The sequence below is a fragment of the Nocardioides halotolerans DSM 19273 genome, assembly GCF_000422805.1.
In the GTDB taxonomy this organism is placed as follows: Bacteria; Actinomycetota; Actinomycetes; order Propionibacteriales; family Nocardioidaceae; genus Nocardioides; species Nocardioides halotolerans.
The window spans coordinates 80,665-106,365 of sequence record NZ_AUGT01000023.1; the positions used below are offsets into that span (position 1 = coordinate 80,665).

Genomic DNA, 25,701 nt, shown 5'->3' on the forward strand with positions numbered 1-25,701 from the left:
GTTGACAGCCACTTACCGTTAGTTCTAACTTACGGTAAGTCATGACGAACGCACACACCATCCTCAGCGCGCTGGGCGACCCGACCCGCCAGGCGATCCTCGACCTGCTCCTGGAGGGCCCGCAGCCCGTCGGCGAGCTGGCCGCGCTGCTGCCGGTGAGCCGGCCAGCGGTCTCCCAGCACCTGAAGGTGCTCAAGGAGGTCGGCCTCGTGGTCGACCGGCAGGAGGGGACCCGTCGGGTCTACCGCGTCGACCCCGCGGGGCTGGCGCCGGTCCGCGCCTACCTCGACCGGTTCTGGAAGCAGGCGATGGTCGCGTTCGCCCAGTACGCAGAAGATCACCCGACCGAGGAGCAGCACCGATGACCGAGACCATCCAGCCCGTCCGCGTGAGCGTGTCCGTGGGCGTGGACCAGAAGCGCGCCTTCGAGGCGTTCACCGACGACATGACGTCGTGGTGGCCGGCCGAGCACCACATCGGCGAGGCGCCGATCGAGAAGGTGGTCGTGGAGCCGTTCGTGGGTGGTCGCTGGTACACCCGCCACACCGACGGCTCCGAGACCGAGACCGGCGTCGTGACGGCGTACGACCCGCCGCACGGCTTCACCGTCACCTGGCAGGTCGGCGCCGACTGGGCCTTCCACACCGACCTCGTCACCCACGTGGAGGTCCGGTTCACCCCGACCGAGGACGGCCGGACGCTCGTGGAGCTCGAGCACCGCGACCTCGACGGCTTCGGCGCCGACGCCGAGCAGATGCGCGAGACCTTCGAGGGTCCCGACGCGTGGGGCGACATGCTGAAGCGGTACGCCGAGGTGGCCGACGCCGCCTGACCGGTCACCCGCAGTCGGGGCAGGTCCCGAAGATCTCCAGCTCGTGGCTGACCTCGGAGAAGCCGTGCTCGGCGGCGATCACCCGGGTCCAGCGCTCCACGGTCGGGCCCTCGACCTCGACGGTGCGGCCGCACCCGCGGCACACGAGGTGGTGGTGGTGGCGCTCGGAGCACCGCCGGTAGATCGCCTCGCCGTCCTCGGTGCGCAGCATGTCCACCTCGCCCGCGTCGGCGAGCCGCTGGAGGGTCCGGTAGACGGTGGCGAGCCCCACGGGGTCGCCACGGCGGCCCAGGAGGTCGTGGATCTCTTGGGCCGAGCGGAAGTCGTCGAACGACGCCATCGCCTCGACCACCGCGAGACGTTGCTTGGTCGGTCGCAGCCCGCCCGGCTGGCCCTCAGTGCTCGTCATAGTGCGCTCCGTGCTCGGCGTGGCGGTGGCCGTCGTGGACGTAGTCGACGTGGTCGCCGTGCCGCACGGCGACGTGTCCGCAGTCGGGCCCGTGCTGGTGGCGGTGCTCCGTGGGCTCGTGGTCGGCGGGGGGCACCGCCGGGAACGGCGCCCGCAGCCGGGCCCGCCGCCGCAGCCAGGCACCCACCGGCCACGTGACCGCGAACCCTGCCAGCGACAGCAGCACGATCGTCGGGCCGGGCGCGACGGTCGCGTGGAAGGAGAGGTACGCCGACAGCACCAGCCCGCCGATCGACGCGGCGGCGCCGAGCACCATGGCGGTCAGCAGGGTGGTGCGGAACGACCGCGTGAGCTGCTGCGAGGTCGCGACCGGCACGACCATGAGCGCCGAGACCAGCAGCAGTCCCACCGTGCGCATCGCCACCGAGACGCTCACCGCCGCGAGCACGGCGACCAGCACGTTGTAGAACCCCACGCGGAGCCCGGTGACCCGGGCGAACTCCTGGTCCTGCGCCACCGCGAACAGCTGTGGGGAGAGGCCGATCCCGACCACGAGCACCACGGTGGCCAGGGCCATGGTCACGACGACGTCGGCGACCGAGATCGTCGTGATCGAGCCGAAGAGGTACTCCTGCAGGCGTGCCGAGCTCTCGCCGCCGAGGCCGCTGAGCAGCACGCCGCCGGCCAGGCCGCCGTAGAAGAGCAGGGCCAGGGCGACGTCGCCGTTCGTGTGGCCGCGCGAGCGGATCGCCTCGATCACGACCGCACCCACCACCGCGACCAGCACCGCCGTCCAGGTCGGGGAGGTGCCGGTGAGCAGGCCCAGCGCGACGCCCGTGACGGCGACGTGCCCGATCCCGTCGCCCATGAGCGAGAGGCGGCGCTGGACGAGGTAGGTGCCCACGGCGGGCGCGGCGACGCCGGTGAACGCCGCCGCCATCAGCGCCCGCTGCATGAACGGGTACTCGAAGAGCTCCCAGAAGGTCATCGGCCACCCTCCAGGGGTGAGCGGACCACCGGCACGTGGTCGTGGAGGTGGTGCGAGGCGTGGTGGTGATGGGTGTGCGCGTCGCCGAACGCAGGCTCGTGCACGGCGTGGTCGGCGAGCGGCGCGCCGTCGTACGCGATCCGGCCGTCGCGCATCACGACCGCGCGGTCGACGAGGGAGGCCAGGGGGCCGAGCTCGTGGGCGACGAGGACGATCGTGGCGCCACGCTCCTTGAGCCGGGCCAGCGAGGTGGCGAGCGAGATCTGGTTCGCGAGGTCGACGCCGGCGGTGGGCTCGTCGAGGAAGAACAGGTCGGGCTCGGCGGCCAGCGCCCGGGCGATCAGCACCCGCTGCTGCTGGCCACCCGAGAGGGTGCCGACCCCGTCGTTCGCCCGGGACGCCAGGCCGACGACCTCGAGCGCCTCGTCGATCGCGGCGCGGTCGGTGCGCGAGAGCGGCCGGAACAGGCGGCGGTGCGTGAGGCGCCCCGAGGCGACCACCTCCCAGACCGAGGCCGGTACGCCGGACGTCGCGCCGCCGCGCTGGGGGACGAAGCCGATGCGCGCCCACGCGTGGAACCGCTCGATCGGCGTGCCGAACAGGCTCAGCCGCCCGTCGGTGAGCGGCCGCAGCCCGATCAGGGCCCGCACCAGCGTGGACTTGCCGGAGCCGTTGGCGCCCATGAGGGCGAGGAACTCGCCGGCCGGCACCTCGAGGTCGATGTGGCGCAGGACCGGGCGGCCGCCGATCGCGACGGCACCGTCGGCCAGCTGGATCGGCGTCGTCGTCTGGGTCACGGACATCCGTTGGCCTCTCGCAGGGCGGTGAGGTTGGCCCTCATCAGGGACAGGTAGTCGTCGCCGGACGTCTCGGACGTGAGGCCCTCGATCGGGTCGAGGATGCGGGACTCGACGCCCAGGTCGTCGGCCAGGCTCTGCGCCAGCTCGGGGCTGACCAGCCGCTCGCCGAAGACGGTGGTGATCCCGTCGTCCTCGATCAGCTCGTGCAGCCGGGCCAGGTCGGCGGGCGTCGGCTCGGCCTCGGGGGAGAGGCCGGAGATGGGCTCGATGAACAGGCCGTAGCGGCCGAGGTAGCCGAACGCGTTGTGCGAGACCACGACCGTGTCACGAGCGCAGCCCCGCAGCCCGTCGACGTACTCCTCGTCCAGCGTCGTGAGGTCGGAGCCGAGCGCGGCGGCGTTGGCCCGGTAGTCGGGCGCGTGCAGTGGGTCCGCCTTCGAGAGGCCCTCGGCGACCGCGTCGGCGACCTTCGCGAGCTTGAGCGGGTCGAGCCAGAAGTGCGGGTCCAGGTCACCGAGGTCGTCGTGCCCGGCGTCGTGCTCGGCGTCGTCGTGGCCGTCATGCGCGAGCGGCTCGAGGCCCGCCACCTCGCCGGCCTCGACCGTGCGCACGTCGTGGGCCTGGTCCACGGCCGCGTCGACCGCCGCCTGCAGCCCCTTCTCGTAGACCAGGAGGTCCGCATTGGTGACCGCCGCGGTCTGCGCGACGGCGAGCTCGAGGTCGTGCGGCTCCGACCCGGGCTTGGTCAGGTTGACGACGTCCGCGTGGTCGCCGGCGACGCGCTCGGCGACGTACTGCAGCGGGTAGAACGCAGTCACCACGTCGATCCCCGCCCCGCCACCCGGCGCCTCGTCGGTGAACGCCGCGCAGCCGCTCGTCGCCACCAGGAGGGTGGCGATCGGCAGCCAGACCGCACGCATGAGAACGATTCTCAGATAGTTGAGAATCATTGTCAACTCGTCTGCGGGTTGCCAGACTTCGCTCGTGGCCAACTACGCGGACTTCCAGACCGGCCTCTACTTCGCCGGTCTCGCCGGCGAGGTTCCGGCGTACCCGCTCACCTTCGCCGGCCTCGAGACCGCAGCCCGCGAGAAGCTCGAGCACCGACTGTTCGACTACGTCGCCGGGGGAGCGGGCGACGAGCACACCCAGCGCGGCAACGTCGCGGCGTTCGAGCGGTGGGGGATCCTTCCGCGGATGCTCTCCGGCGCGGCCGAGCGGGACCTCACCGTGTCGCTCTTCGGCCGGACGTGGCCGGCGCCGGTGTTCCTGGCGCCGATCGGGGTGCTCGGCGTCATGACCGACGACGAGCGCGGTGACCTCGCGGTGGCCGCCGCATCGGCGGCGTCCGGTGTCCCGATGGTCGTCTCAACCCTCGTCCAGGACCCGATGGAGGACGTGGCCGCGACGCTGGGGGACACCCCCGGGTTCTTCCAGCTCTACACGCCCAACGACCGCGAGCTCGCCGAGAGCTTCGTCCGCAGGGCCGAGGCCGCCGGGTTCGCGGGCATCGTCGTCACCCTCGACACGTGGTCGCTCGGCTACCGGCCGCGCGACCTGCAGCACGCGACCTTCCCGCAGCTGCGCGGCTACTGCCTGGCCAACTACTTCTCCGACCCTGTCTTCCGCTCGCGGCTCGCGGCACCGCCGGAGGAGGACCCCGGTGCCGCCACCGTGCAGTGGGCGCTGACCTTCGGCAACCCGGCGCTGACCTGGGACGACCTGATGTGGCTGCGCGGCCTCACCGAGCTGCCCCTGCTGCTCAAGGGCATCTGCCACCCCGCCGACGTACGCCGGGCGCGCGACGCCGGGGTCGACGGGATCTACTGCTCCAATCACGGCGGCCGGCAGGCGGCCAGCGCCCCGGCGGTGGACCTGCTCCCCGCGGTGGTCGACGCCGCAGAGGGGCTGCCGGTGCTCTTCGACTCCGGCGTCCGCTCCGGCGTCGACGTGGTCAAGGCGCTCGCCCTCGGAGCGACGGCCGTCGGCATCGGCCGTCCCTACGCCTACGGTGCGGTGCTGGGCGGGACCGCCGGTGTCGAGTTCGTGCTCTCCTGCCTGCTCGCCGAGGCGGACCTGACCATGGGGCTCAACGGTTACGCGAGCATCGCCGAGCTCGACAGGGAGGTCCTGGTCCGCGTCGAGATCTGATCGACGGGCCTGTGGATCGACGCGAGCGACTGTCGGCGGCTCGTTCTAGAGTGTTCAGCACCAGACCACGAACTGCTCAGAGGTGGTGAACGTGCGGGATCTCGGGACCGATGCGAGGGGGACGGCCGGCGCGGCCGCCCTCGTCGCGCCGACGGCCGCCGAGATCGAGCTGTTCACCCAGCGGCTCGCGCTCGACGGCGGTGCGAGCGACGACGCCGACCGCATCGACCGGATCGCCGCCCTCGAGCGGCTGCGCCGGGCCGGCGAGGCGGCGCAGCCCGAGACCGTGGCCGACTTCGTCGTCTCGCAGCGGGCGGCGGCGTCCGGGCGCGGTGTCCCCGCCGCGCGGCGCGACCGTTCTTGTGCAGCGCGTCACCGGCACCGGCACCGAGAAGGCCGTCCCAGTGATGATCAACCTGATCGTCCGCGACGACGTGCTCCTGGGCGAGGGCGCGGGCTCCGGCTGGGTGGAAGGTCACGGACCCGTCCCTGGCGACCTGCTCCGCCAGTGGATCGCCGACAACGCCGACGCCGCCGTCGACACCTTCGTCCGCCGACTCTACGAGCGCCCCGCCACCGGCGCGCTGGTCGGGATGGACTCCCCCGCCGAGCTGTTCCAGGGCCGGCTCGCCGAGTTCATCCGTCTCCGCGACCGCGTCTGCCGCACCCCCGGCTGCGGCGCCCCGATCCGACACACCGACCACGTCGTCCCTCGCTGCCGAGACGGACCCACCTCCGCCGACAACGGCCAGGGACTCTGCGAGCTGTGCAACTACGCCAAGGAAGCAGACGGCTGGACCGCCCGCACCGTCCCCGGCCTCCGCCACACGGTCGAGATCACCACGCCGACCGGGCACGTCTACACCTCGACGGCCGAGCGGCTCTGAGTCCTGCCATCCGGCGTGGTGCGCGTCGGAAGGTGTGCGCGGATCAGCCGAGTTGAGTGCGTCTGGCTGCAGGGTGGCGTAGCCGAACGTAGCGATCGTGAGCCCGACTTGGCCTCCCAGGCTGAGGCCGGCACGCAGCATCGTCGCTCGCTACGTCCGAATACGTGCGCGTGGCCGAAGCCGCGATACGGGCGTTCCCACGCGCCCTCGATGTCGTGGCAGTCGACCACCAGGGGTGTACCACCGAAGCGCCCTGACCTGCTCCCTGCGTCGAAGAGGCGCTTCAGTCTGCCCGAGCCCGCGAGGCGCCACCGTTCAGGCTGGGTCGCCGTTCATCAAAGCCACCAGAGCCGCGCGCATCTCCTCGTGGACAGGGGGAGGCAGCTCCTCGACGCCGAACCAACCGATGCCGTCGTGCTCCTCAGGAGCGACGTTTGCCGGCGTGCCGTGCCAGTCACGCACGATCCAGGCGCTGAGGACGGCCGGCTCTCCCGCCGGTTCGACGGTCGCTCGACACAGGAACGAGGTTGAGGCTGCCGATATCCGCACCCCGAGCTCCTCGCGCAGCTCCCGCGCCAGCGCGCCCAGCTCTGACTCGCCGGGCTCCATGAGCCCACCGGGCAGGTCCCACACTCCGGGGTACGCGCGCTTGTCCGGGCGCCGATGCACGAGGAGCACCCTGCCTCCGCGGACCAGCGCCCCGAGGACGACCTCGATCATGCACGGATTGGAGCACGGGCCTCGGACACCGGCCGTTCTCGAGAGCGGCGTTCAGCCGCCCGCCGACCACAGCACGGCGGTCGGCGCGACAGCGGTCAGCACCTGACTGCCGTGCCAGGAGACGAACGACGCCTGCGGCAGGTAGTTGGAGCCGAGGAAGAACGCCCGGTCGAGGTCGGTGACGGTGAGCGTGGCGCCGTTGTCGGTCAGGCCGAGCGGGACCCGCCGCACCGACACCGACGCCACGTCGGCGGGCGTGGTGCCGACAGGCAGCTCGACGGTCGTGGCGGCCGGCACGTCGCGGTTGACGCTCAGCTCCGGGATCTGGTGGTCCGAGGAGTACGTCGCCGGGTCGCCGACGAGCCGGACGTCGACGGCGAGCCCCACTCCTGCCTCCGACCCGGCCGGGCTGGTGTCGTGGTCGAAGGCCACGTAGAGGTAGCTGCGCTGGTCGCCGACCGCCGGGGTCGACGGGTCCGAGGGGGTCTCGATCCGGCCCTCGCGCAGCATCTCCTGCGCCATGACGGAGTAGGTCCAGGGATGGGCGTCCATCACGTGCTCGCGGGGCTGCTCGGCCGACCTGGTCTCGCGCGTCGAGAGGGCGAAGCGTATCGGGTCGTCCACGGTGTCGCAGACGTTGTTGTTCGAGGTGCAGGTCTGGAGCAGCGGGTGGGTGCCGTCGTAGCGGCCCTTGAAGCGCAGCGTCCGGTGCCCGCTGGCCTGGTAGACCCCGGAGCCCCGGACCAGGTGGCCGGCCCGGTTGACCTCCACGCGGTAGACCCACTCGATGTCGGTGGTGCGACCCCACCGCGCCATGAGTCCCGCCGTGTCGGTGCCACCGTCCTCGTTGCTCCAGACCACGGAGTACTCGATCACCGAGTGTCCCGGCTTGGCGCCTGGCGTGATCTCGTGCCAGGCCACCAGCGGCGAGTCCGTCTTGGCGCTCTGGAACTTCCCGCCCAGTCCGGACACGTTGCGGCCGTACAGCACCGGCGCGTAGCGCGCGGCGGCGTACTCCGGGCTCTTCCTCGAGACGGTGTGCACGCGCAGGTGCCTGACCCGGACGGCGCCGGCCCGCCGCGAGGAACGGTCCGCGGCGTAGTGGAGCCGTAGCGTGTGCACGCCGGCGGCGAGCGAGCCCAGCGCGAGCTCGCGCCGCGTGGGACGGTCGGAGTGGACGACGAGGTCGGTGGCGTAGTGGTCGTCCACGAACACCGACAAGACGGCCGCCTCGTGCTTCGGCTTGCCCCAGGCGACCTTGCGGGCCGAGACGCGCAGCCCGAGGAACGCCTCGCCGGGCTTGGTGGTCCTGAACCTGACCTCCGCGTCCCGTCCGCCGCGACGGACCTGGATGCCGGAACGCTTGGCGGCCTCAGCCTTGGCCGACGGGGGCGCCGAGGAGGGCGCCGACGCGGGCGCAACCGCCACAGCGGACGCGGGGGCCGGGGTGCCGGGCAGGGCCAGCGCGACGAGCAGGACGGCGAGCGGGGCGACGGGCCACGCTCGGCCGCGGACGGAGGGGGCCGGCATTTCAGTCTCCAGTGATCGACGAGGTGCGACGAGGGCCTCCCATGTGACACCGCGTCGAGGCTCCGGCGCAACCGAAGCAGCGGCAGCGGCGACCTAGAGTTCACCCGTGCTGGTCGTCAACAGGTTCCGCGTGCCCGTCGAGGACGGCGAGACGTTCCGCGCCGGGCTCGTGGCCGCGCACGACGCGCTGGCGGAGCGGCCCGGGTACGTCGGCGGCCAGGTCGGGCGCAACCTCGACGACCCGACGCTGTGGGTGCTCACCACGCGCTGGGAGAACGTCGGCGCCTACCGCCGCGCGCTGTCGTCGTACGACGTGAAGCTGATCGCCGTGCCGCTGCTGAGCCGGGCGATCGACGAGCCGAGCGCCTACGAGGTCGTCGAGCCCGGGACCGTCCTCAATATCGGGTCGCCCAGGTCGTTAGGCTGAACCCTTCAGCGCACGACAAACGCCAGACCGGCAGCCAGCCGGCCGTGACCAGCAGGGAGCACCCCCGTGGCCAAGCCACCCACGTCCACCGTCGATCTCGTCGTCTCCCTGGCCAAGCGCCGGGGCTTCGTCTACCCCTGCGGTGAGATCTACGGCGGCACCCGCTCCGCCTGGGACTACGGCCCGCTCGGCGTCGAGCTGAAGGAGAACATCAAGCGCCAGTGGTGGAAGGCCATGGTGCAGCAGCGCGACGACATGGTCGGGCTCGACTCCTCTATCATCCTGCCGCGGCAGGTGTGGGAGGCCAGCGGCCACGTCGACACGTTCACCGACCCGCTGACCGAGTGCCAGTCGTGCCACAAGCGGTTCCGCGCCGACCACCTCCAGGAGGAGGTCGCGGAGAAGAAGGCCAAATCCGAAGGGCACAGCGTCGACCCCGACGACGTCGATCTGGCCAAGGTCGCGTGCCCCAACTGCGGCACCCGCGGCGCGTGGACCGAGCCGCGCCAGTTCTCCGGCCTGCTCAAGACCTACCTCGGTGTCATCGAGAACGAGGAGGGGCTCCACTACCTGCGCCCGGAGACCGCCCAGGGCATCTTCATCAACTTCGCGAACGTCGTCACGAGCTCACGGATGAAGCCGCCGTTCGGCATCGCCCAGATCGGCAAGAGCTTCCGCAACGAGATCACGCCGGGCAACTTCATCTTCCGGACCCGCGAGTTCGAGCAGATGGAGATGGAGTTCTTCGTCAAGCCGGGCGAGGACAAGGAGTGGCACCAGCACTGGATCGACGAGCGGACGCGCTGGTACACCGACCTCGGCATCGACCCCGACAACCTGCGCCACTACGAGCACCCGCAGGAGAAGCTGAGCCACTACTCGACGCGCACCGTCGACATCGAGTACCGCTTCCGCTTCCAGGGCTCGGAGTGGGGCGAGCTCGAGGGCATCGCCAACCGCACCGACTTCGACCTGCAGACCCACGCCAAGCACTCCGGGCAGGACCTGTCCTACTTCGACCAGGCCGACAACGAGCGCTACTACCCCTACGTCATCGAGCCGGCCGCCGGCCTCTCGCGCAGCCTGATGACGTTCCTCGTCGACGCCTACCACGAGGACGAGGCCCCCAACACCAAGGGCGGCGTCGACAAGCGGGTCGTGCTCAAGCTCGATCCGCGGCTCGCGCCGGTCAAGGTCGCGGTGCTGCCGCTGAGCCGCAACGCCGACCTCTCGCCCAAGGCCCGCGACCTCGCCACCGAGCTGCGCCGCAGCTGGCACGTCGACTTCGACGACTCGGGGGCCATCGGGCGTCGCTACCGGCGTCAGGACGAGATCGGTACGCCGTACTGCGTGACGGTCGACTTCGAGACCCTCGACGACAACGCCGTCACCGTCCGCTCGCGCGACACGATGGCGCAGGAGCGCGTGTCGATCGAGGGCATCACGTCGTACTTCGCCGAGCGATTCGTCGGGTGCTGACGCCGTTCCCCCGGCACAATGGCCGGGTGTTCGGGAGGGTGGGTTTCTCGGGGTCGCTGGCCGCGCTCGTCACGGTCGCCGCGCTGCTCGCAGGCTGCTCCGACGACGACAAGGGCCCCGACGTCGGGGCCTCGACGTCGGGGAGCCCGTCGGGGGCGACCTCGGCCTCAGAGTCGGCGAGCGATTCGGCCGGGCCCACGCTGCCGGTGCCCGAGGGCGTCGAACTGAGCCCGGAGGGCAGCCAGCTCGGGGTCGGCGACACCGCGACCGTCGCCTACGAGCTGCGCCAGGGCGTGGTCGGCGTGCTCGACATCAAGGTGACCCGGCTGGAGAAGACGTCGTTCAAGAAGTCGTTCGTCGGCTGGGACCTCGACCAGGGCCAGAAGAACTCCAACCCCTACTTCGTGCGCGCCACCGTCACCAACCGCGGCGACACCGACCTCGGTGGCAAGAGGGTGCCCCTCTACATCGTCGACGGCACCAACACGCTGGTCGAGGCGACGACCTTCGCGAGCGCGTTCCCGCCCTGCGAGCCCGGCTCGTTCCCCAAGAAGTTCAAGACCGGCAGCACCTTGAAGGTGTGCCTGGTCTTCCTCTCGCCCAAGAAGGGCGAGCTGACCGCGGTCAGCTTCCGGCCGACGCAGGCCTTCGACCCCATCACCTGGACCGGCGAGCTCGAGAAGCCGAAGCCGCCGAAGCCCGACAAGCCGGGCAAGGGCGGCAAGGGAGACGGCAAGGGAGACCAGGACGGCGACCAGCCGACCGGCTCCGCCGGCTGATTTCGGCGCCACCCCTGCGGCCGGGACAATGGGCCCATGACCGCGCTCACGATCGGCCCGCTGCAGGTGGCGACGCCTGTCGTGCTCGCGCCGATGGCGGGCATCACCAACGCGGCCTACCGCCGCCTGTGCGCCGAGCAGGGAGCCGGGCTCTACGTCTGCGAGATGATCACCAGCCGCGGCGTCGTGGAGCGCGACCGGCACACGCTCGACATGCTGGTCTTCGACGAGCTGGAGACCCAGCGCTCGGTGCAGCTCTACGGCACCGACCCGGTCTACGTCGGCAAGGCGACCGAGATCCTCTGCGCGGAGTACGGCGTCGCGCACGTCGACCTCAACTTCGGCTGCCCGGTGCCCAAGGTGACCCGCAAGGGCGGGGGTGGCGCGCTGCCGTGGAAGCGGACGCTGCTCGGCGAGATCCTCGAGCACACCGTGGCGGCCGCGGCGGCGTACGGCGTGCCGGTCACGATGAAGACGCGCAAGGGCATCGACGAGGACCACCTGACCTACCTCGACGCGGGCCGCATCGCGCAGGAGTCCGGCGTCGCCGCGATCGCGCTGCACGGTCGGACCGTCGCTCAGGCCTATTCCGGCGCCGCCGACTGGGACGCTATCGCGCGGCTCGTCGAGCACGTCGACATCCCGGTGCTCGGCAACGGCGACATCTGGGAGGCCTCCGACGCGCTGCGCATGGTGGCCGAGACCGGCGCGGCGGGGGTCGTGGTAGGCAGGGGCTGCCTGGGCCGGCCGTGGCTGTTCCGCGACCTCGCGGCGGCGTTCGCCGGCGACACCGTGGCGACGCTGCCCACCCTGGGCGAGGTGGCGGCGATGATGCGCCGCCACACCGAGCTCCTCGCGCAGCACCTGGGGGAGGAGCGGGGCTGCGTGGAGTTCCGCAAGCACGTGTCGTGGTACCTCAAGGGCTTCGCTGCCGGCGGCGACCTGCGCCGGTCGCTCGCGATGATCTCCTCGCTGGCCGAGCTCGACGCGCTGCTGGCGCGGCTGGACCGGTCCGAGCCGTTCCCGGTCTCCGAGCTGGGCGCGCCCCGGGGGCGGCAGGGGTCTCCGCGCGACAAGGTCGCGCTGCCCGAGGGCTGGCTCGACGACACCGACGGCACGGGCTACGGCCCGACAGAGGACACCAACGAGACCACCGGCGGGTGATCCCGGTAACAGGACCCGTCCTCCCGGCGACCTGATTTCACGCTCAACCACCCGGAACCGCGTGACGCGGGCCACGCGACACCCGGTCCGGGGATTGGCGGGGCCCTGGGGCATGTGGTTGATTGGTGAATCGCGTCGGCCCCGGCCGGCGCTCGACTTTGTACCCGACAGCAGAGGATCAGCGCTGTGGCAGACCATCGCCACAAGCGGGACACCGAAGCCCGCCGCATGCCCAAGGCGAAGGCCGTCATCGGCCCGCTGGCCGTCCTGGCGACCGCCTCCGCCGTGACCATCGGCGTCCTGAGTGCCGACCCGGCCGCCTCCGACCTGGCGCCGCTCACCGCGGTCGCGCCGGCGGCGACCCCCTCTGCCGACCGCACCAACGAGGCGATCACCCGCTCCGAGAACCGCATCAAGGCCACCGCGTCCCGAGACCTCCCGCCGCCGGCGTTCATGTCGAAGGCCGCGATCAAGGCCGCGATCAAGGCCGCGGACACCAGGCTGTGGACCACCGACGAGCTGAACATCTGGAACCAGCCCGGCGACAAGGCCAAGCTGCTCGGGGAGCTCGACTCGGGCAAGAAGGTCGTCGTCACCGGTCGTGAGATGTGGGGCCGCACCGAGATCGTGCTCAAGGGCCAGTCGCGCTGGGTCACCGACGGCTACCTCTCCGACGAGAAGCCGCTGGCGGCCGCCGCCGGCCTGTCGATGGACCCCTGCCCCGACGGGAGCACCGAGAGCGGCCTGACCGACAACGCGGTCTACGTCTACCGCTCGGTGTGCCACGCGTTCCCCCAGATCACGTCGTACGGCGGCTGGGACGGCCACGGCGAGCACGCCAGCGGCCGGGCGCTCGACATCATGACCAGCGACGTCGAGCTCGGCACCGCCATCGCGGAGTTCCTGCGCTCGCACGCTTCCGAGCTGCACCTCTACGACGTCATCTGGCGCCAGCACATCTGGACGCCGGTCCGCGCCTCGGAGGGCTGGCGGTCGATGCCGTCGCGTGGCTCGGCCACCGCGAACCACTACGACCACGTGCACGTCTCGGTCTACTGATCGGCCTGCTGCGCTCCTGACCTAGGGTCGGTGTCGATGGACAGCACCGACCTCTACGACGCGCACGACCGCGAGCGGCGCGTGGAGGAGCCGCCGAAGCGCGTGGAGGCGCCCGAGCGGACGCCGTTCGAGCGCGACCGGGCGCGGGTGGTGCACGCAGCGGCGTCGCGGCGGCTGGCGGCCAAGACCCAGGTGCACGGGCCGCAGATGGACGACTTCGTCCGCAACCGGCTCACCCACAGCCTCGAGGTGGCCCAGGTCGCGCGCGACCTGTCGCGGGCGCTCGGGTCGCAACCCGACATCGCCGAGACGGCCGCCCTGGCGCACGACCTCGGCCACCCGCCGTTCGGCCACAACGGCGAGCACGCGCTGCACGAGCTCGCCGAGCCGTGCGGCGGCTTCGAGGGCAACGCGCAGACCCTGCGGCTGCTGACCCGGCTCGAGGCCAAGACCGTGGACGCGAGCGGCGCCTCGGTCGGTCTCAACCTGACGCGGGCGACGCTCGACGCCTGCACGAAGTACCCTTGGCAGCGCCGGCCGGGCACCCGCAAGTTCGGGGTGTACGCCGACGACCTGCCGGTCTTCACCTGGCTGCGCAGAGGCGCGCCGGACGGACCGCGGCGATGCGTCGAGGCGCAGATCATGGACCTCGCGGACGACGTCGCCTACTCGGTGCACGACGTGGAGGACGGCGTCGTCGCGGAGCGGGTCGACCTGGCCAGGCTCGACCGGCCGCGGGTCTGGGACGCGGTGCGCGCGTGGTACGTCCCCGAGGCCGACGACGACGCCATGGACGCCGCGCTGTCGGCCCTCACCGAGGTCGAGAGCTGGCCCGATGCGCCCTACGACGGGTCGCGGCGCAGCCTCGCCGCGCTCAAGAACCTCACCAGCGACCTGATCGGACGCTTCTGCGGCGCGGTGCAGGAGGCGACGTTCGCGGCCGCCGGCGGGCCGTTCGTGCGCTACCGCGCGGATCTCGTCGTCCCCGAGGAGACCCGCATCGAGATGGCGGTCCTCAAGGGGATCGCGGCGCACTACGTCATGGAGGCCGACGACCGGGTCGCGTTGATGGGCCGCCAGCGCGAGCTGGTGGCCGAGCTGGTCGAGGCCCTGCTGGCGCACGCGCCGACCGCGCTGGAGCGGGCCTTCACCGACGACTGGGACGCCGCGCCGGACGACGCGGCCCGGCTGCGCGTCGTGATCGACCAGGTCGCCTCGCTCACCGACGCCAGTGCCGTGGCCTGGCACGACCGGCTGGTCCGCTCCGGCAGCGGCTCCCGAGGCGGCTGGCGCGCATGACCGGGGCGGCGCCGCTGGTGTGGCTCCCGTTCGACCCGGCCGAGCTGGGAGACCCTCCCGAGGCGTTCACCTACGAGGTGGTCGACCCGACCACCTCGGTGCCCGACTCGGTCGGGGACGTCGAGATCTACGTCCCGCCGTACGCCGTGGGGCCGCACGTGGCCGACGTGATCCCGCGGATGACCTCGCTGCGCTACGTGCAGACCCTCACGGCGGGGGTCGACAACATCCGGCAGGCCGTCCCGGAGGGCGTGACGCTGTGCAGCGGCCGCGGCATCCACGACACGTCCACCGCGGAGCTGGTGCTCACGCTCGTGCTGGCATCGCTGCGCGGCGTGCCCGGGTTCGTGCGCGCCCAGGACCGGCACGAGTGGACGCCGGGCTGGCACCCCGCCCTCGCGGACCGGACCGTGCTCCTCGTGGGGTACGGCGCGATCGGGGCCGCCGTCGAGGCCCGCCTGGCGCCGTTCGAGTGCGAGGTGGTCCGGGTCGCGCGCTCGGCGCGCGAGGGTGTGCACGCGGTCTCCGAGCTGCCGGACCTGCTGCCCGGCGCCGACGTCGTGGTGCTCGTGCTGCCGCTGACCGAGGAGTCCCGCGGGCTCGTCGACGCGGCGTTCCTCGCGGCGATGAAGGACGGCGCGCTGCTGGTCAACGTCGCCCGCGGGCCGGTCGTCGACACCCCCGCGCTGGTCGAGGCGCTGCACGCCGGCCGGGTCCGGGCGGCCATCGACGTGGTCGACCCCGAGCCGCTGCCGGCCGACAGCCCCCTCTGGGGCTGCCCGGGCCTGCTGGTCTCGCCGCACGTCGGCGGCTCGAGCAGCGCGATGTGGCCCCGGGCGCACCGCCTGGTCCGCGACCAGCTGCACCGCCTCGCGCGCGGCGAGGAGCCTGTGAACGTCATGTCCGGCGACTACTGACCCCGCCGTAGGCTGTCGCTCGTGCCAGGCCGGATCCGCGAGGAGAGCATCGCCGAGGTGCGCGAGAAGGCCGCCATCGACGAGGTCGTCGGCCAGTACGTCACGCTCAAGAACGCCGGCGGCGGCTCGATGAAGGGGCTCTGCCCGTTCCACGACGAGAAGACGCCGTCGTTCAACGTCAACCCGTCGCGCGGCGGCTACCACTGCTTCGGCTGCGGCGAGGGCGGCGACGTCATCTCGTTCCTGATGAAGATCGACGGGCTGACGTTCACCGAGACCGTGGAGCGGCTGGCCGAGAAGTACGGCGTCGAGCTCAAGCACGAGGAGGGCGAGGGCCGCGACGAGCGACCCAAGGGGCCACCGCGCGGCAAGCTGGTCGAGGCGCACCGGGTCGCGCAGGAGTTCTACGCCGAGCAGCTGCTCACGCCCGAGGCCTCCCAGGCGCGGCAGTTCCTGACCGAGCGGGGCTTCGACGGCACCGCGGCCGAGACCTTCGGGCTGGGGTTCGCCCCGCGCGGGGGAGAGGACCTGTTCCGCCACCTGCGCGCCCGCGGCTTCTCGCCCGAGGTGATCACCGTCGGTGGCCTGGCCGTGCCGAGCCAGCGCGGCGGGTCGCCGTACGACCGGTTCCGCGGGCGGCTGCTGTGGCCGATCCGCGAGGCCAGCGGCGAGACGATCGGCTTCGGGGCCCGGCGGATCTTCGACGACGACAAGGTCGAGGCGAAGTACCTCAACACCTCCGAGACCCCGATCTACAAGAAGAGCCGGGTGCTCTACGGCATCGACCTCGCGCGCCGCGAGATGGGCCGGTCGTCGCAGGCGGTCGTGGTCGAGGGCTACACCGACGTGATGGCCTGCCACCTGGCGGGGGTGAAGACCGCGGTCGCCTCGTGCGGCACGGCGTTCGGCGACGAGCACGCCAAGGTCCTCCGGCGCTACATGGCCGACCACGAGGAGTTCCGCGGCGAGGTGGTGTTCACCTTCGACGGCGACGCCGCAGGTCAGGCGGCCGCGCTGAAGGCGTTCTCCGGCGACCAGAACTTCGTGTCGCAGACCTACGTCGCCGTCGAGCCCGACGGACTCGACCCCTGCGACGTCCGGATCAAGAAGGGCGACGCGGCCGTACGCGAGCTGGTCGCGCGGCGGGTGCCGCTCTACCGCTTCGTGCTCACCAACGTGGTCGGCAAGTACGACCTCGACCGTGCCGACGGCCGGGTCGACGCCCTTCGCGAGAGCGCCCGGCTGGTGTCGAGCATCCGCGACCGGTCGAAGGTCGACGCCTTCGCGCGCGAGATCGCCTCGATGGTGGGCGTCGACGTCGAGGAGGCCAGGGTGGAGGTACGCCGCGCGTCCCAGCGGCGCCCGGCGCCGTCCGGGCGTCCGGGCCCACCGGCGGAGGAGGAGCTGGTCGCGGAGCGGCCGGCCCGCCAGGAGCTGCCGAGCCTGCGCGACCCGCGGTTCGCGATCGAGCGCGAGACCCTCAAGCTCGTCCTCCAGCACCCGATGGTGATCGGCCGGACCACGTCGGACGTCGGTCCGGAGGACTTCATCCACCCCACCTACCGCGGCGTCTGGGAGGTCATCGCGGCCGGCGGCGGGCCGGTCGCCGGCGCGGGCGACGCGACCTGGTCGGGCCGCCTGCGCGACACCGCGACCGATCCCGCCGTCGCCTCGGCGATCACCGAGCTGAGCGTCGAGCCCGTGCACACCGCCAAGGAGCCGACCGCCGACTACGTCCTGCAGCACGTCGTGCGGCTGCTCGAGCTGACGGTCCTGCGCCGGATCGAGCAGGTGAAGTCCAAGATGCAGCGCACCAACCCCGTCGAGCACGACGAGGCCTACCGCCGGATGTTCGGCGAGCTCGCTGCCCTCGAGGAGCACCGCCGCAAGCTGCGCGACCGGATCGTCGGCACCCAGTGACGCGCCCGTCGAGGCTGCGCCGCACCACCCCGCCGGTCGAGGTGGCGGCGGGGGAGAAGGTCCTGGCCTGGGCGTCGTCCGACGCCGGCCCGGTCGCCGGCACCCGGTCGGCGCTCTACCTGCCGGTCGGGGTGCGCCTCCCGTGGGAGCAGGTCGAGGCGGCCGACTGGGACCTCGACTCCGAGACCCTGAAGGTGACCGGCGTCGGCACCTGGGGCGAGCCGCGCCCGACGTACTCACTCGTGCTCAGCGAACCCGGCCGCCTGCTGCAGCTGGTGCGCGAGCGGGTGACGGCGACGGTGCTGCTGCAGCGGCACGTGCCGATCCGTGGCCGGCTGGGGGTGCGGGTGATCGGCCGCCGCGCGCCCGACGGTCAGCGCGAGGTGACCTGGCTCTTCGAGTACGACGAGGGCATCGACCCCGACGACCCGTTCGTCGCACACGCCGCCCAGGAGGCGCTGGCCGCGGCCCGGGGCGAGATCGGCGCCTGAGCCCACCCGGTCGGCGCGGCCGGCGCACTTTCTCGGAAACTCTCTTGACCGGTACAGAACGCGGCGATACTGTATCGGTAAAGATCTGTACCGCTAAAGATGCTCCGAAGGAGGAGTCATGAACGAGCCCACCGCCGCCAACCTCGCCGTCGAGCTGACCCGCAGGGCCGTCGAGAGCGCCCGCCCGGACGCTCCCGTCGTCCCGGACCGCCCGCGCCCCGCGCGTGTCGCCAGCGCGCGCCTCCGGGTGGCCGGCAGCCTGCACTCGGTGGCCCGCTGGGTCGAGCCCCGCCCGGCCAAGGTGTGCCAGCCCGGCTGAGCTGCTGAGTTGAGCCGCCTGCCTCCCGCCGCGGCTGGGGCGACCCGGGATACTGGGTCTGCCATGGCCAAGGTGACGCTCCAGTCGATCGCGGACCACGTCGGCGTCAGCCGGATGACGGTCTCCAACGCGTTCTCGCGTCCTGACCAGCTCTCGGCCGACCTGCGCGCGAAGATCCTCGCTGCGGCCGACCAGCTCGGGTACGTCGGCCCGGACCCGGCGGCCCGGGCCCTGGCCCGCGGCCGGACCGGCTCGGTCGGGTTGCTGCTCACCGACGAGCTGTCGCAGGCGTTCGAGGACGCCGTCGCCACCGAGTTCCTGAGCTCGGTGGCGGGGGCGCTCACCCACGAGGGGCTGGCGCTGACCCTGCTCACGTCGGGCGACGTCGCCGGTGCGCCGTCGGGCTACGTGCCCTCCCGCGACGTCGCCATGGACGGCGCCATCGTCTACATCTGCGACCCCGCCTCACCCGACATCGCCTGGCTGGAGCGACGCGGGCTGCCGCTGGTCGCGGTCGACCGCGACCCCGCAGCCGACGCGCCCAGCGTCAACGTCGACGACCGCGGCGGAGCCACCGCGGCCGCCCAGCACCTCGTCGATCTCGGCCACACCCGCGTCGCCATCCTGACGCTGCGGGTCGAGGGCGTCCCGAAGGACAACCGGCCCGCGCGCGAGCGGCTGGTCGGCTGGCGCGCACCGCTCGAGGCGGCCGGCATCGAGCCCGAGGTCTGCGCGGCGTCGTACCGCCGGCGCGGCACGGTCGAGCAGGAGGCCCGCGCACTGCTGGACCGCCCCGGCCGCCCCACCGCGATCCTGTGCTTCTCCGACGCCTTCGCGGTCGCGACGATCCAGGTGGCGCACTCCCTCGGGCTGCGGGTGCCCGAGGACCTCTCGGTGGTGGGGTACGACGACTCGCCGCTCGCGCTCGCCTCGCAGCCGCAGCTGACCACCGTGCACCAGGAGGTGGCCAGCAAGGGCCACGAGGCCGTGCGACTCCTGATGGGCGTCATGGGCACGAACCCGCCCGAGGAACCCGAGCGCGTCCTGCTCCCGACCCGCCTCGTGATCCGCGACAGCACCGCTCCGCCGCCCGCCTGACGCGCCGATTACGACACCGGTCGGGCCCTTGCTAGGGTTTGGCGCTGCAACCCCGATCCCCTGTAGCTCAACTGGCAGAGCATTCGACTGTTAATCGAAGGGTTGCTGGTTCGAGTCCAGCCGGGGGAGCGATCAAGTCCGTCAGGCCCACCGTTCGTGGGTCGTCGGCGAGACCGGAGCGACGCCGTCTAGGCTCACCCCTTTCGAGGGGCGGTAGCTCAGTCGGTCAGAGCAGAGGACTCATAATCCTTGGGTCGTGGGTTCGAGCCCCACCCGCCCCACTCAATCACTTGGTCCTGCCTGGGCTGGACGCGCGGCTGGTTTGCCATCGTCGGACCTCCGCGGACTGGGCTGGACATTGGTGGACCGCTGCGGACTCTCGTGTGAACCCGTGTGCGACCGGATCACCACGTTACCCTGTACTACGCTGTGCGTGAAGTATCGGAGGTGAGCTACGCCCGCCGACTCGACTGCGTTCTGAGAACTCGGCTTCTATTGTTTGCGAGAGTGCATGAATGGTCTGGGATTTAGTATTGGACTCGGCTATGTGACCGTGGTCATAGTCAGGCGTGCGCTCGAACAGCATCGATACCGCGAATCTCACGGGCATTTTTGCTGACGGCCGGTGGATCGCGGCCGATGGGGACGACCTGCTCGAGGTCGTCAACCCTGCGACCGAGCGGGTGATCGGGTACGCGCCGATGGCGTCCGACAGAGACGTGGACGTCGCCGTCCAAGCGGCCACGCGCGCTCTACCCGCGTGGTCGGCCGCAGGCCCGACCGCCCGAGCGTTCGTCCTGTCGCGGCTGGCCATCGAGGTCGAGGCGCGGGCCGAGGACTTCGGCCGGATCGTCACCCGCGAGAACGGCTCGCCCGTTCAGGAGACGACCAGCACCGCGATGAATGCGGCGCGGATCCTCGCCTACTACGCCTCGCTTGCCGGCTCACTGGACTGCGAAGACCTCCGTCCTTCTGGCGTCGCCGGACTGGTGAGCCGCGTCGCGCGCCGTCCGGTCGGGGTTGCCGGTCTGATCACCCCGTGGAACTTCCCTCTGTCAATCTTGGCCATGAAGCTCGGTCCGGCGCTGCTCGCCGGCTGCACCGTCGTGGCCAAACCGGCGCCGGAGACTCCCCTCCACCTCGCCGTCCTGGCAGAGGCCTTGGTTGCGGCCGAGGTGCCGCCGGGCGTGGTCAACCTGGTCGCCGGCGGCGTCAGCACCGGGCAGGCCATCGTCGAGCATCCGGGCGTCGCGAAGATCGCGTTCACCGGCTCCACGGAGGCCGGCCGCCAGATCGCCGTCGCCTGCGCGCGGCAGCTGAAGCCGGTCACGCTCGAGCTCGGCGGCAAGTCGGCGGCACTGGTCCTCGACGATGTCGACGCTGATGTGTTGAGGGCGAACCTGATGCGCGCCTCGCTGCGCAACAACGGCCAGACCTGCTACGCCGCGACGCGGCTGCTGCTCCCTCGTGCACGCTACGCCGAGCTGGTCGATGCCGTGGCCGACGTGGTGCAGGGCGCTGTGGTGGGTGACCCCATGCGCGAGGAGACCCAGGTCGGACCGCTCGTGAGCGACAGGCAGAGACAGCGCGTCGAGGACTACGTCGCCCTGGGCAGGAGCGAGGGCGCCACGGTCGCCACCGGGGGGTCGCGCCCCCAGCACCTCCCGGTGGGCTACTACGTCGAACCCACGCTGTTCACTGACAGCAACCCGGGGATGCGGATCGCCCGTGAGGAGATCTTCGGGCCGGTATTGGTCGCGATGCCGTACGCCGACGAGGACGAGGGCATTGCCATGGTCAACGACTCGCCGTTCGGCCTCGCCGGAATGGTGTACGGCGACGACCTGGACCGCGCAGAACGGGTCGCCTGCCGGTTCGAGGCCGGCACCGTTGGCATCAACTCGCTCGTGCTCAACCCAGTGGCGCCGTTCGGTGGCTGGAAGGAGTCGGGGCTGGGTGTCGAGCTCGGACCCGAAGCTGTGACGCCGTACCTGCGCTACCAGTCCGTCACCGGGAACCTCAGGTGACCGAGCCGACTGGCTTGCACGCTGAGCCGGCACCGATCGCCGAGGTCGAGAAGCTGGCCGTCACCTTCCAGCGCCGCGGCGAGACGATCCACGCCCTCCGGGAGGTGGACCTCACCATCCGACCGGGCGAGGTGCTCGGCCTGGTTGGAGAGTCCGGTTCGGGCAAGAGCGTCCTCGGCTCCGCGATCCTCGGCCTGCTGCCGGCCGGCGCCTCCGTCACCGGACGCGTCCTCGTCGACGGCGTCGACATGATCCACGGTGGTGAACGAGCCCGGCGCACCGTGCGCCGGCTCAGCCTCGGCGCGGTCTTCCAGGACCCGATGACCTCGCTCAACCCGACCAAGCGGATCGGCAAGCAGCTCCACGAGGTCACCGGCTCCGACGACGAAGCGGTCCGGCTCATGGAGTCCGTGGGCATCCCGGAGGCCAGGCACCGGCTGCGCAGCTTCCCCCACGAGCTCTCCGGTGGTCTCCGCCAGCGAGCCATGATCGCGATGTCCCTGGCCGGTGGCCCCAAGCTGCTCGTCGCCGATGAACCCACCACTGCGCTGGACGTGAGCGTGCAGGCGCAGATCCTGGACCTGCTCCGCGACCTGTGCGACGACCTCGGCCTGGCGATTCTGTTCGTGACCCACGACCTCGGTGTCGCCAGCCAGGTGTCCGACCGGATCGCGGTGCTGTACGGCGGGCGGCAGGCCGAGCTCGGCCCGACCGCCGACGTGCTCACCCGGCCGCGGCACCCCTACAGCGCCGCCCTGCGCTCGTCACGGCTCACCCTGACCACGCCGAAACAGCTGCAGATAAGCAGCATCGAAGGCGAGACCCCCGACCCGAGCCGCCCAGTGGAGGCCTGCCCCTTCGGCCCCCGCTGCGCCTTCCACGACACACCCTGCGACAACGGCCTCCCCGCCCTGCGGGCGGCGGCACAGGGAAACACCGAGACGGCCTGCGTCCGCGAGGCCGAGCTACCGGCGGACCTCACCGCGGTCGGCACCGGGGCCGAGTGGCCGGCGACTCCGATCACTACGCCCGGCCCGGCACTGACCGTGCGCGGCGCGCGCAAGAGCTACCGCTTGGGTCGCGGGCAGCGGGCCGTGCACATCGCGGCGCTCGACGGGGTGGACCTCACGGTCGCGCGCGGCGAGGCCGTGGCGGTGGTCGGCCTGTCCGGCTGCGGCAAGACGACGCTGCTCCGCTCGATCGCTGGGCTGGTCGAGCTCGACGAGGGCGAGCTGACCCTGCACGACACTGGCGCCCCCCAGGTCGTGTTCCAGGACGCCGGGTCCTCGCTCACCCCCTGGCTCAGCATCGGTGACCTGATCGAGGAGCGGCTGCGGGGCACCGGGCTCGCTCCCGACGCCCAGCGCGCCCGCGTCGAAGAGGCGATGCGCCAAGTCGGGCTCCCTGCCCAGCTACGAACCTCGCGAGCGGCCGAGCTCTCGGGCGGACAGCGTCAGCGGGCGGCGATCGCCCGCGCCATCGTCGTGCCTCCCAGCCTGTTGCTCTGCGACGAGCCGACGTCGGCGCTCGACGTGTCGCTGGCCGCCACGATCCTCAACCTGCTCGGCCGGCTGCGCCGCGAGCTCGACCTGGCCCTGCTCTTCGTCACCCACGACCTGGCGGCGGCACGGCTTGTGTCGGAGCGGATCGTCGTCATGGAGTCTGGTCGGATCATCGAGGACGGACCCGCCGACGAGGTGACCCAGCACCCCGCGCACACCCTCACGCGCTCCCTTCTCGCCGCCCTCCCTGGTCCCGGACGTCGGGAGCAGCGCCAGCGCTACCTCACGACGAGCGAGGACCCAAACGCCGCCCTTGCCCGGACGAGCGGCACCTGAACCCACCTCTCGGAGCTCGACACCGCACCGGCCCGACCAGACAGGAACACTCCATGAAGCAGAAGAAGCCCGGCGTCCGACACACCCTGCCCCTCGCTCTGGCCACCGCGGCGCTGCTCACCGTGACGGCCTGCTCCGGCAGCTCGGACAGCGACAGCCCCAAGAAGGAGAACGACACCTCCGCGCTGCCCTCGACCAAGCTCACGACGTTGCGTCAGGCGTGGGCATACCAGGACCAGACGATGGACCCCGCCACGTTCTACGGCGGTCCCGGGTTCTCCCCGATGGGGGCGCTCTACGAGGGCTTGGTGGGATACGCAGCCGAGAGCGTCGAGATCGAGCCGCAGCTGGCGACCGACTGGACCATCTCGGACGACGGCCTGACCTACACGTTCACGCTGCGCGAGGGAGCCACGTTCCATGACGGCACCCCGGTCGACGCGGAGGCGGTGAAGTTCAGCTTCCAGCGGTTCAGCGACCTCGAGGGCAGCCCGTCGTACATGCTCGATGACGTGGAGTCCATGGACGCACCGGATCCGCAGACCTTCGTGATGCACCTGAAGGCGCCGTCGAACCCGATGCTCGACTACCTCGCGTCGTACGTCGGTCCGAAGGTGATGAGTCCGACCCTGATGGAGGCCAACTCCGGCGAGGATGACGGCGCGGAGTTCCTGTCCTCGCACGACGCCGGCTCCGGGCCCTACGAGCTGACCGAGGTGGTCACCGACAAGAGCCTGACGCTCGAGGCGTACGCCGACTACTGGGGCGCAGCGCCGACCATCGGGACCATCCAGATCCAGATCATCCCGGATATCAGCACCCAGGTGCTGAGCCTCGAGAAGGGTGACGTGGACATGGTCACCGCCCAGGTTCCGGCCAACCTGGCCAGCCAGTTGCGCGAGACCGACGGCATCAATGTGACGTCGTTTAACACCATCCTTAAGGCGTTGGCCTGGGTGAAGGACGACGGTTTCTTCGCGGACCCGGAGGCACGCAAGGCCCTTGCGCAGGCGATCGACAAGGAGGCGGTGGCCAAGGGCGCCTACGGGGAGGACGCGACGGCGTCGACGAACATGATTCCGTCGTCGATGCAGGGCGGCGACGTCGCGAACGACGACCCCGAGTACGACCCGTCGGTGCTGGCCGGTCTCGTTGAGGACGCGGGTGACGTCGGGCCGATCACGATCGGCTACTACGAGTCGCTGGCCGAGGACGCACTCGCCGCCGAGCTGATGCAGACGCAGCTGCAGGCAGCCGGTCTCGACGCCACGGTGCGCAGCTATGGCTCGGAGTTCTTCGGCTTCGGCGCCGACCCGACTGACGCCCCTGAGATCATGGTGCTGCGGACCAACGCGGACGCAGCATCACCCGCGGCGTGGATGTCGGGCTACTACAAGACCGGTGGTGGCCTGACGCTCAACGGCGTTTCGGTCCCGGAAGGAGATGCCGCCCTCACCCAGGCCATCAACGAGGCGGACCCGGTCCAGGCGGAGGCCGACTACGAGACGGCGGCGCAGGCGTACGCCGACTCGGGCTACTTCATCACTCTCGCTGACCCGCCCGCCGTGATCTACACCCGCGACGAGGTGGGGCCTGTCTCCTACACCCAGGGGAACCCGTTCGGCCCGACCTACGCGTTGACCGGGAGCGCTGGCGGTCAGTGACGGACGGTCCAGATCCGGCGGTCGACACCCGCCTCGCCAAGGGCCCGTGGGCGATCCGTCCCGCTCTCGGGCCCAGGCGAAGTCCGGGTTCCTGCGGCCCTCGCGCAGGGCGCGCGGCGCTCGTCAGCGCCGGCGCCCTGGTGGTGGTGACGGTCCTCGCCGTGCTGGCGCCGCACGTGCAGCCGCACGACTCGCTCGTCCCCGTCGGCGCGCCGTACCAGCCGCCGCTGAGCGGCGGAGCGCTGTTGGGCACCGACCAGGTGGGGCGCGACGTCCTGAGCCGCGTGCTCGAAGGGATGTCGGTGAGCTGGCTCGCCACCCTGCTTCTGGTGGCGGTGGTCGGCCTCGTGGGCACCGCGGTCGGCCTGGTGGCTGGCTACGTCGGCGGGCTGCTCGACCGGGTCCTGATGGCGATCGTCGACTTCTTCCTGGCTCTGCCCGCCGCCATCCTGGCGATCGTCATCGCTGCGGTGCTGGGACCCTCCCTCAAGCACGCCTTGATCGCGATCGGGGTGCTGAGCTGGCCCTACTACGCACGGCTCGTGCGGGCGGAGGTCCGGTCGCTGGTGGCCCTGCCCTTCGTCGAGGCCGCTCGACTCTCGGGCAACGGGCACCTCCGGCTGATGGTCCGGCACATCCTTCCGGGCGCCTGGCCCGTCCTGCTGGTGACGCTGACCCTGGACCTCGGCGGGACCATCGTGATACTGGCGGGGCTCTCCTTCCTAGGGCTCGGTCGCGCCGCGCCCGCGCCCGAGCTGGGCGCCATGGCCGCGCAGGGACTGCCCTACCTCCTCACCAACTGGTGGATCCCGGTGGTTCCGGCAGCCTGCGTCATGCTGCTCGCGCTCGTGGCGAACCTCAGCGGCGACGGCCTGCGCAGCCTCCTGAAGGACCAGTGAGTCG

At 71.6% G+C, this 25,701-nt stretch carries 26 protein-coding genes and 2 tRNA genes; 21 read left to right on the forward strand and 7 right to left on the reverse strand.

What is annotated here, in order from left to right; all coding sequences use genetic code 11:
- Window positions 1–41 precede the first annotated feature (41 nt).
- Window positions 42–365, forward strand: coding sequence for an ArsR/SmtB family transcription factor (locus tag G514_RS0107320; protein ID WP_028651222.1), 324 nt, complete (start codon window positions 42–44; stop codon window positions 363–365).
- Window positions 362–832 (forward strand): SRPBCC family protein, encoded by a 471-nt coding sequence (locus G514_RS0107325; protein ID WP_028651223.1) that lies wholly within the window; start codon window positions 362–364, stop codon window positions 830–832. Before G514_RS0107320 ends, G514_RS0107325 begins: the two co-directional genes overlap by 4 nt.
- Window positions 833–836: 4 nt before the next feature.
- Here the strand turns inward: G514_RS0107325 and G514_RS0107330 are convergent, their stop codons facing one another.
- From G514_RS0107330 to G514_RS0107345, 4 genes are read right to left on the reverse strand one after another with little or no spacing between them, the layout of a single operon-like run.
- Window positions 837–1,241 carry a Fur family transcriptional regulator gene (locus G514_RS0107330; protein ID WP_028651224.1) on the reverse strand — a complete coding sequence of 135 codons (405 nt, stop codon included), beginning with the start codon at window positions 1,239–1,241 and terminating at the stop codon, window positions 837–839.
- On the reverse strand, window positions 1,228–2,229 hold the full coding sequence (locus tag G514_RS0107335; protein WP_028651225.1) for a metal ABC transporter permease: 1,002 nt from the start codon (window positions 2,227–2,229) through the stop codon (window positions 1,228–1,230). Before G514_RS0107335 ends, G514_RS0107330 begins: the two co-directional genes overlap by 14 nt.
- The gene (locus G514_RS0107340; protein ID WP_028651226.1) at window positions 2,226–3,032 is read right to left on the reverse strand and encodes a metal ABC transporter ATP-binding protein; all 807 of its coding nucleotides are present in this window, start codon (window positions 3,030–3,032) and stop codon (window positions 2,226–2,228) included. The genes G514_RS0107335 and G514_RS0107340 overlap by 4 nt, the downstream gene beginning before the upstream one ends.
- Window positions 3,023–3,949, reverse strand: coding sequence for a metal ABC transporter substrate-binding protein (locus tag G514_RS0107345; RefSeq protein WP_036563964.1), 927 nt, complete (start codon window positions 3,947–3,949; stop codon window positions 3,023–3,025). The genes G514_RS0107340 and G514_RS0107345 overlap by 10 nt, the downstream gene beginning before the upstream one ends.
- Window positions 3,950–4,013: 64 nt before the next feature.
- Here G514_RS0107345 and G514_RS0107350 point away from each other — a divergent pair, with 64 nt between their 5' ends.
- Window positions 4,014–5,180 (forward strand): alpha-hydroxy-acid oxidizing protein, encoded by a 1,167-nt coding sequence (locus tag G514_RS0107350; protein WP_028651228.1) that lies wholly within the window; start codon window positions 4,014–4,016, stop codon window positions 5,178–5,180.
- Between the two features lie 76 nt (window positions 5,181–5,256).
- Here G514_RS0107350 and G514_RS30870 read toward each other — a convergent pair whose 3' ends face one another.
- Window positions 5,257–5,568 carry a hypothetical protein gene (locus tag G514_RS30870; RefSeq protein WP_211222071.1) on the reverse strand — a complete coding sequence of 104 codons (312 nt, stop codon included), beginning with the start codon at window positions 5,566–5,568 and terminating at the stop codon, window positions 5,257–5,259.
- A gap of 19 nt (window positions 5,569–5,587) precedes the next feature.
- Between G514_RS30870 and G514_RS30875 the strand changes: the two genes are divergently transcribed.
- A complete protein-coding gene (locus tag G514_RS30875; RefSeq protein ID WP_211222072.1) occupies window positions 5,588–6,067 on the forward strand; it encodes an HNH endonuclease in 480 nt (159 codons plus the stop codon).
- Window positions 6,068–6,382: 315 nt separating this feature from the next.
- On the opposite strand, the gene G514_RS0107365 is transcribed toward G514_RS30875, so the two are convergent.
- Both G514_RS0107365 and G514_RS25445 read right to left on the reverse strand, forming a co-directional pair.
- Window positions 6,383–6,787, reverse strand: coding sequence for an NUDIX domain-containing protein (locus G514_RS0107365; protein ID WP_028651229.1), 405 nt, complete (start codon window positions 6,785–6,787; stop codon window positions 6,383–6,385).
- Window positions 6,788–6,838: 51 nt separating this feature from the next.
- A complete protein-coding gene (locus G514_RS25445) occupies window positions 6,839–8,317 on the reverse strand; it encodes a hypothetical protein (RefSeq protein WP_084151851.1) in 1,479 nt (492 codons plus the stop codon).
- A gap of 106 nt (window positions 8,318–8,423) precedes the next feature.
- On the opposite strand from G514_RS25445, the gene G514_RS0107375 reads away from it, so the two are divergent.
- The 17 genes from G514_RS0107375 (at window position 8,424) to G514_RS25465 (ending at window position 25,697) form a co-directional block, all read left to right on the forward strand.
- Window positions 8,424–8,744, forward strand: coding sequence for an antibiotic biosynthesis monooxygenase family protein (locus tag G514_RS0107375; RefSeq protein WP_028651230.1), 321 nt, complete (start codon window positions 8,424–8,426; stop codon window positions 8,742–8,744).
- A gap of 66 nt (window positions 8,745–8,810) precedes the next feature.
- Window positions 8,811–10,223, forward strand: coding sequence for a glycine--tRNA ligase (locus tag G514_RS0107380; RefSeq protein WP_028651231.1), 1,413 nt, complete (start codon window positions 8,811–8,813; stop codon window positions 10,221–10,223).
- A 26-nt stretch (window positions 10,224–10,249) separates the two neighbouring features.
- Window positions 10,250–11,002 carry a hypothetical protein gene (locus G514_RS29050; RefSeq protein ID WP_157544644.1) on the forward strand — a complete coding sequence of 251 codons (753 nt, stop codon included), beginning with the start codon at window positions 10,250–10,252 and terminating at the stop codon, window positions 11,000–11,002.
- 36 nt (window positions 11,003–11,038) lie between these two features.
- The gene (gene dusB / locus G514_RS0107390) at window positions 11,039–12,166 is read left to right on the forward strand and encodes a tRNA dihydrouridine synthase DusB (RefSeq protein ID WP_028651232.1); all 1,128 of its coding nucleotides are present in this window, start codon (window positions 11,039–11,041) and stop codon (window positions 12,164–12,166) included.
- A 228-nt stretch (window positions 12,167–12,394) separates the two neighbouring features.
- The gene (locus tag G514_RS0107395) at window positions 12,395–13,225 is read left to right on the forward strand and encodes a VldE C-terminal domain-containing protein (protein WP_028651233.1); all 831 of its coding nucleotides are present in this window, start codon (window positions 12,395–12,397) and stop codon (window positions 13,223–13,225) included.
- A 36-nt stretch (window positions 13,226–13,261) separates the two neighbouring features.
- A complete protein-coding gene (locus tag G514_RS0107400) occupies window positions 13,262–14,524 on the forward strand; it encodes a deoxyguanosinetriphosphate triphosphohydrolase (protein ID WP_028651234.1) in 1,263 nt (420 codons plus the stop codon).
- Entirely contained in the window at window positions 14,521–15,441 is a 921-nt protein-coding gene (locus G514_RS0107405) for a 2-hydroxyacid dehydrogenase (RefSeq protein WP_028651235.1), read from the forward strand. Before G514_RS0107400 ends, G514_RS0107405 begins: the two co-directional genes overlap by 4 nt.
- Window positions 15,442–15,462: 21 nt before the next feature.
- Window positions 15,463–17,361: a DNA primase gene (gene dnaG / locus G514_RS0107410; RefSeq protein ID WP_028651236.1), complete on the forward strand. Its 1,899-nt coding sequence runs from the start codon at window positions 15,463–15,465 to the stop codon at window positions 17,359–17,361.
- A complete protein-coding gene (locus G514_RS0107415) occupies window positions 17,358–17,852 on the forward strand; it encodes a hypothetical protein (RefSeq protein ID WP_028651237.1) in 495 nt (164 codons plus the stop codon). The genes dnaG and G514_RS0107415 overlap by 4 nt, the downstream gene beginning before the upstream one ends.
- Before the next feature lie 118 nt (window positions 17,853–17,970).
- On the forward strand, window positions 17,971–18,171 hold the full coding sequence (locus G514_RS0107420; protein ID WP_028651238.1) for a hypothetical protein: 201 nt from the start codon (window positions 17,971–17,973) through the stop codon (window positions 18,169–18,171).
- Between the two features lie 63 nt (window positions 18,172–18,234).
- The gene (locus tag G514_RS0107425; protein ID WP_028651239.1) at window positions 18,235–19,269 is read left to right on the forward strand and encodes a LacI family DNA-binding transcriptional regulator; all 1,035 of its coding nucleotides are present in this window, start codon (window positions 18,235–18,237) and stop codon (window positions 19,267–19,269) included.
- A 56-nt stretch (window positions 19,270–19,325) separates the two neighbouring features.
- Window positions 19,326–19,398, forward strand: a tRNA-Asn gene (locus G514_RS0107430).
- Between the two features lie 78 nt (window positions 19,399–19,476).
- Window positions 19,477–19,550: transfer RNA gene (locus G514_RS0107435), tRNA-Ile, on the forward strand.
- A gap of 288 nt (window positions 19,551–19,838) precedes the next feature.
- On the forward strand, window positions 19,839–21,296 hold the full coding sequence (locus tag G514_RS0107440) for an aldehyde dehydrogenase family protein (RefSeq protein ID WP_211222073.1): 1,458 nt from the start codon (window positions 19,839–19,841) through the stop codon (window positions 21,294–21,296).
- A 14-nt stretch (window positions 21,297–21,310) separates the two neighbouring features.
- Window positions 21,311–23,134, forward strand: a complete 1,824-nt coding sequence (locus G514_RS25455; protein WP_157544645.1) for an oligopeptide/dipeptide ABC transporter ATP-binding protein — start codon at window positions 21,311–21,313, stop codon at window positions 23,132–23,134.
- A gap of 53 nt (window positions 23,135–23,187) precedes the next feature.
- Window positions 23,188–24,798 (forward strand): ABC transporter substrate-binding protein, encoded by a 1,611-nt coding sequence (locus G514_RS25460; RefSeq protein ID WP_051247045.1) that lies wholly within the window; start codon window positions 23,188–23,190, stop codon window positions 24,796–24,798.
- A 146-nt stretch (window positions 24,799–24,944) separates the two neighbouring features.
- Complete coding sequence (locus G514_RS25465) at window positions 24,945–25,697, forward strand: ABC transporter permease (RefSeq protein ID WP_157544646.1); 753 nt, start codon at window positions 24,945–24,947, stop codon at window positions 25,695–25,697.
- The last annotated feature ends 4 nt before the right edge of the window (window positions 25,698–25,701 follow it).